This window comes from Caballeronia sp. GAWG1-1 (assembly GCF_023631465.1).
Lineage (GTDB): Bacteria > Pseudomonadota > Gammaproteobacteria > Burkholderiales > Burkholderiaceae > Caballeronia.
Genome location: NZ_JALQDB010000005.1, coordinates 56,025 through 62,820 on the forward strand (window position 1 = coordinate 56,025; position 6,796 = coordinate 62,820).

Annotated in this window: 3 protein-coding genes; all 3 read left to right on the forward strand. The window is 62.3% G+C overall.

The genetic code is table 11. From position 1 onward, the window contains the following. From NCT03_RS02640 to tssF, 3 genes are read left to right on the forward strand one after another with little or no spacing between them, the layout of a single operon-like run. Positions 1–1,323, forward strand: coding sequence for a KPHS_23130 family T6SS system protein (locus tag NCT03_RS02640; protein WP_250491861.1), 1,323 nt, complete (start codon positions 1–3; stop codon positions 1,321–1,323). Continuing rightward, positions 1,280–4,837 (forward strand): ImcF-related family protein, encoded by a 3,558-nt coding sequence (locus NCT03_RS02645; RefSeq protein WP_250491862.1) that lies wholly within the window; start codon positions 1,280–1,282, stop codon positions 4,835–4,837. The genes NCT03_RS02640 and NCT03_RS02645 overlap by 44 nt, the downstream gene beginning before the upstream one ends. 14 nt (positions 4,838–4,851) lie before the next feature. Next, positions 4,852–6,690, forward strand: coding sequence for a type VI secretion system baseplate subunit TssF (gene tssF / locus NCT03_RS02650; protein WP_250491863.1), 1,839 nt, complete (start codon positions 4,852–4,854; stop codon positions 6,688–6,690). Positions 6,691–6,796 lie beyond the last annotated feature (106 nt).

Below are 6,796 nucleotides of genomic sequence, written 5' to 3' on the forward strand. Positions count from 1 at the left end.
ATGCCGGTTGATCTGTCCGACATCGGTGAGCCTTATCCGTATCCGGCACATGGCCCGCGCCTGCTGCCGTGGCTCGGTATCTGGCTTACGTGTTGCGCGGTGGGCGCGCCGCTTATCCTGCTGATATGGCCATCGAGTGAGCCCGCGAGCGGCGCTGCGTTCTGGGTCGCCGTGATCGGCGGCCCGCACGCGGTGTTCCTCGGCCTGTTGTGCTTCGCGCGCATCGCATATGAAGCGACGTGGCACTACGCGCACAACTGCAACACAGCGCGCGCCGCGCAGCTCGCTGCGCGTCTGCGCATCGCGCAAAAGCCCTTGCAGGTATTGGGCGTGGGTTACTGCGTGCCATCCGTGACGTCCAAGTTGAGCGCAATCGTCACCATGACGACGCCGCTGTTCAAATCGCAAATGCCACGCAGCGGAGCGGGGCTCGTCGTTCACAACCGCTTCGACGATGAAGCGTGGTCTGAAGAGCCGCAGCCCGAGCCCGAGGACAATGAGGACCAGGCGAACGAAGAGCATGATCAAGCATGCGAAGCCGTACCTAAAATCGCCACCGTCGTACTGAAGCTCGTCGATGCACTCGCGCCGCTGATTCCGGCGCTGCAAGCGCTCGCGCAATATGGTCCGCAATACGCACCGCTCGCGCGCGTGCTGGCGCATCCCGACGAAATGGACCTGCGCACACAGCAAGCGCGCGATGCGTTGCGCATCGCAGGCGCGCCCGCACTCGAATGCGCGGCTGAACCAGCACCGCACAATCTGATGCTGGCCGACGCTTGGCTCGACTCGCGCGAGCGTCGCGCGTTGTTGATTCTGGCCTTCGCCTGGCATGACGCCGATCCGCCCGCCAACAGCAGCGAAGCGGCTGTTGCGGTGCTGCTGAGTCCGGGCTTCTATCAACTTCCCGAGCCGATACGTGTGCTTGCGACCTTACACCGCCCGGTCGAGGAACTGGCCGGCGTCGAGTCGCTGCGCGATCTCATTTGCAACACAACGATATGGGGCAAGGCCGAACCTCAGACCATCACACGTGCGTGGCTCACGCGTCTCGAGCGCAATCACGACAGCACGCTACTCGATACGCTCAAACAAGCCTCTTTCACCGGCATCGCCACCCGCGAATCGCATGGCCGTCTGGATCGCGTATTGGGCAATGCAGGCGCAGCAAACGCATGGCTTTCCATCGCAGCCGCGATCGAATCGCGTTTGGCAGGCCCACACCTGATTGTCGATCGCTTGCAGTCTGCCATTCTCTACGTCAACACGAATCCTTTGCATGACCACACCGAGTACGCCGGGCAACAACCTGAAAGCGCTTGAATCGAAAGCTTCCACATCACTATCGTCTGGTTTCCTTATCATTTGGGGCGTCGCGCTGGGCGCTTTCCTGATCGCTGCGCTGTTGGGCGCGCTCGCATGGTGGGGACGTGCCGATATCACCGGTCTCACGTCGCTGGAAATGCGCATTTCTGCGTTGCTCAGGATCGTTCTTGTGCTTGCGGTCGTGTTGGTTGTGCACGCGGGGGCGCTGTGGCTCGGTCTGTACAGGAAGTTCGCGCGATGGATCGGCGATATCGGTGAAAGTGGCGAAGCGACGCGTTCCGCGAAAGCGCAGAAGCGCGATCCTCGTCTGCAATTGCTGTGCGACGAACTGCGCGTCTCGATCGGATGGCGCTGGCGAAGCGCGATGCCGTGGCTCATGCTCACGGGCGAAGAAGCGCTCGTCGATGAAGTCGCGCCCGGTCTCAAGCAATCGGCCGTACTGCGGGTGGGCGATACGATCCTCGTGCATGCCGCGCCCGATGGCATCGACCCTGAAACGTGGCGCACTCAGCTTCGCCGTTTGCGCCGCGCGCGCCCGGTAGATGCCGTCATTCCCGTGATGCAGGCCAGCGAAGCGCTGCCGGTGAATGAGGAGCGGCCCCGTGCGCTCTCGAATCTGGCGCGTGAGTTGGGCTGGGCAGCCCCGGTGACGTTGCTGCACACGGTGAGCGTACGCGGCGAGCGCCCTGACGAATTTCATGCGCTGGGCGCATTCATTCCGACGCCGTTGAACGCGGATACGCAAGCATCGACCAACTTGTTGACGCACGAACTGAGCGTGATCGAAAAGGCGGCAGCGGACGTTGGCGTGGCGCTATTGGGCAACGCGAAGCCGGTTTGGTATCTGGCCGAAATATCGCAGTATCTCGATGTGCGGCGCGAGCAAATCGTGAGCGCATGGCAAACGTTATGTGCATCGAAGTGGCGTCGTGCATCGCTCGCGGGCGTTATGTTTGCGCCGGTCTATGCGACGCCCGCCGTTCCGACGCCAATTCCTGCACACGAGGAAGATGTTGCGCAGGAAGTGGCCGAACGGATTGCGAACAAGACGACGGTGCCGCGTGAGCAACCGCGCGCGCTGCTGCCAATCTGGCGTGAAATCGGCGCACGCGTCGATCCGCGCAAAGGACGGCGTATCGGCTTTTATTGGCCGAACGCGCTGGCGGCTCTGGTGATGATCGGCGCCATCGCCTGGTGCGCGGCGATGACGATCTCGTTCATCGGCAACCGCTCCCTCGTTCAGGATGCGCGCAGTACGGTCGATGCGGCGCTCGCCGTTCAACCGAACACCTCTGCCGCTTTACGCAGGCAACTCGACCTTCAACAGCAAATCGAGAAGCTCGAATACCGCCAGCAGCACGGTGCACCGTGGTATCTGCGCGCGGGCCTGAATCGCAATGACGAATTGTTGGCCGCACTCTGGCAACCGTATTCGACGATCGCCGCACGAAACCTGCGCGATCCGATTGGACGTCACCTCGAAGCATCGCTCACGCAGTTATCGCAAGCCCGCGCCGACGCTTTGCCTAACGCCGACGAGCAACAACGCGATTACGACGCGCTTAAAGCCTATCTGATGCTCGCTGACCCGAAGCACGCCGATGCCGCGTTCCTGTCCAGGCAACTCCCAAGCGCATGGCCCGCGAACCCAGACATGCGCACCGGCGAGTGGCTCGATCTCTCGCAGCGCCTAGCCTCCTTCTATGCCAATCATCTCCGCGCGCATCCCGAATGGCGTCTCAGCGGATCAAGCGATCTCGTCGGCATGGCGCGTAACACGCTGGTCAACCAGATCGGTCTGCAAAACTCCGATGACACGCTCTATCAATCCGTGATCGCGCAGGTGAAAGGCAAGTATGCGGATATGACCTTGCCGACACTGCTCAACGGCGCGGACGCGCGCGGCCTGTTCGCATCGGCGCATACGGTTCCCGGCGTCTATACGCGCGCCGCGTGGGACGGGATTGTGAGCGATGCCATCGACAAGGCCGCGAAGGAAGGCCGCGTCAGCGCCGATTGGGTGCTCGCCGATGCACGCGCCGCACGTGTGCCCGGTGCGGCGCTCGAAGCGCAGCAGGACATGGAGGAAGTGCGCCTGCGCCTGCGGGCGCGCTACTTCTCCGAATACGCCGCCGCGTGGCAGTCGATGCTAAACAGCATCCAGTGGCAGCCTGCCACGAACTTGAGTGCAGCGATCAGCCAGCTTACGCGCCTGACCGATGCGCAGACATCACCGTTGATCGCGCTGATGAAGTCGGTCGAATATCAGGCCGGAGCGGGCCGTCCGTCGCAGGCGCTGACCGACACGCTGGTGCGCAAGGCTCAGGACATGATCGGTACAAAGACGAACAACCCGAGCGAACCGATCGTCAATCCACTCGACAAACCCTTCGGCCCGCTGCTCGCGCTGATGGGCGATGACGTGATGACAGGCGCCAAAGCCAACAGCAGATCCGGCAGCAAAAACGCAGCCGACTTCAGCGGCGTCACCCTCGCGCACTTTCTGACAGTCGCCACCACCATGCGCCTAAAGCTGCAACAGATCGCCACCGGCGCGGATGCGCAGGCGATGGCGCGTCAAATGGCGCAGGCCGTGTTTCAGGGCAAGCTCTCCGAACTCACGCAGGCGCGGGACGATGCCGCACTCACCGCCGCGAGCCTCGGCTCGCAATGGTCAGGCTTCGGTGACGCGCTGTTCGCTCGTCCGCTCGATGTGGCATGGCAAACGATTCTGCAACCCGCCGCGGCCAGTCTGAACGACCTGTGGCGCTCGGCAGTGGCCGCACCGTTCGCCAGTTCATTCGACGGCCATTACCCGTTCGCCGACACGGACGCCGACGCGTCCTTCGTCGAAATTGGCCGCTACATCAAGCCCGATACGGGGCTGATCTCGCGCTTCGTGACGACGCAACTCGCCGGTATCTTGCAGCAGCAAGGCAACGCATGGGTCCCGAACGACCTCGCCCCGCAAGCGCTGCAGTTCGATCCCGAGTTCCTGTCGGCGCTGCGCCAGTTATCGACGCTGGGCGCGCAACTCTACACGCAGGGCGATGCGAACTATCGGTTCCAGCTTATGCCGCATCCGACGCCTGAGGTAACGCGCAATGTGCTGACGATCGATGGCACGAAGATCGAGTACTTCAACCAGTTGGAGCAGTACACGTCGATCGTGTGGCCGAGCAACGGTCAGAATGGGCGCACGACGCTGACGTGGGAATCGGATACGGCGGGCACGCGCATCGCGTTCCAGGCGAATGGTGACTGGGCGCTGTTGCGTCTGCTTGGCACCGCCAAAGTAAAGCCGCTCGACAGCACAAGCTACGCGTTGACCTTCAATCAGGACAGCGGCTTTCCGCTGCACTACGACCTGAAGGCACAGGTTGGCGCGGGACCGCTTGATCTGCTCAAGCTGCGCGGTTTCAAGATGCCGCAGCGCGTGTTTATCGTCGGCAAGGGCGGCGTGGTCGCAGGAACGCCCGTGCTGCCGCCGCTGCCACCCGAGTTGCAGTAACCCGTTTGAACAGAATGAAGCACGACACCACCAGCGGCATCGAACCCGACTTCCCGCCATCTCGCCAGGATCAGGACCCAGTTCTGCGCTACTACGAAGCCGAGATGCGCTATCTGCGCGAGTCGGGCCGCGAGTTCGCGCGCGCTCATCCCGACCGCGCCCGCATGCTCAATCTCGATCGCGTCGGTGACCGCGATCCGTACGTCGAACGCTTATACGAAGGCTTCGCGTTCCTCACCGGCCGCTTGCAGCAGAAACTCGACGACGAACTCCCCGAACTGACCGAAGGACTCGTGAGCCTGCTATGGCCGCATTACCTGCGCATGATCCCGTCGCTGTCGATCGTCGAATTGATCCCGCGTATGGAGAAACACGAGCGCACCGAACAAGTGCCCGCAGGCGTAACGGTCCGATCCAAACCGATTCCGGTGACCCGAGACGCATCGGACGGTATTACGCAGAAGAACGTCCAATGCCTGTATCGCACGACGCAGCCGGTGGACTTGCACCCCGTGCGTCTGGAGCAGGCGGGACCGGGCGTGCGTCACGATGGCCGCTCGATCATCCGGCTCGCCTTCAGACTCGATGCCGCCGCCAAGCGCAACGAAACCGACCTCTCGCGCCTGCGCCTGCACCTGAGCGCCGATCAGCCCGTCGCGTTCGCCATGCACCTCGCGCTCACGCGACACGTGCATGCGATCGACTGGCGTATCCCTGAAGTGCGCGATGGCGAAGCTCTACCGCTCGATGGCGTGACGATCGAACCGGCTGGCTTCTCGCCCGAAGAACGCCTTTGGCCCAAGTCCGACGCGGCGTTCGCGGGCTATCAACTGCTGCTCGAATACTTCACGTTCCGCGAAAAATTCCTGTTCGTCGATATCTGCGGTCTCGACGTGAACGAGCTGCCGGAACGCTCCACGCATTTCGAACTGGAAATCGTGCTGAAAGAAACCTATCCGCACGACATGCGCTTCAGCAAAGACAACGTGCGGCTGTTCTGCACGCCGGTCATCAATCTGTTCGAACTGGACGCCGAACCGCTCGTGATCGACCATCATGAAACGGAATACCGCGTGATTCCGGCGAGCCATCAGGGCGAGCACATCGAAACCTATTCCGTCGATGGCGTGGTCGGCTTCGATCACGTCACAGCGCAAAGTTTCGAATACGTGCCGTTCTCGAACTTCCGTCATCGCGGCGGCATGATGCGGCACGAGTCGCCCGAGCGCTATTTCCATACGCGCGTGCGCCCCGGCATGGACGGCCTGCATGAGACGTGGCTGATCTTCGGCGGCAACGCATGGGAGTCGATGGAGGACTTGCCGGAAGAAAGCGTGTCACTGCGCGTGACCGGCACGAATGGCCTGTTGCCGCGCAAGGGCCTGCGTGAAGCACGCATCGACGAAATGGTGGGCGGCGCAGCAGAGCTTGTCGGCGTGAGAAACCTCGTCGCGCCGACGTTGCCGCTGTACCCGCCGACCGGCGATCGCTTCCAGTGGCGCGTGCTGTCACACCTCGCGCCCAACTTCCTGTCGATGATGAATGCCGAAGTGTTGCGCGGTGCGCTGGCGCTTTACGACTGGACCAATGACGAACTCAATCGCAGGCGGCTGGCGGGCATTCTGTGGGTATCGGAGACGCTGCTCGAAGAGGTGTCGGGCGGGGCCGTAGAGCGTGGCGTGTTGATCGAAGTGACGATCGATTCGCAGGCGTTCTCGGGTGACGGCGATGTGATGTTGTTCGGCGAACTGCTGCATCGGTTCTTCGAGCTTTACGCGGAGATCAACCTGTTCACGAAGCTCGAGGTCATCAGTCTGCCGACGCAGAAGCGCGTCGAATGGACCTATCCGTAATTCTGTGGGCGAGGCATATTATGAGAGGTGAGGTAAAAGTCATGGATATGCCGATGAAGAAGAAACGCACCGTCGCTTCTCAGGCAGCGGCCCGAGGGCCGCTGCC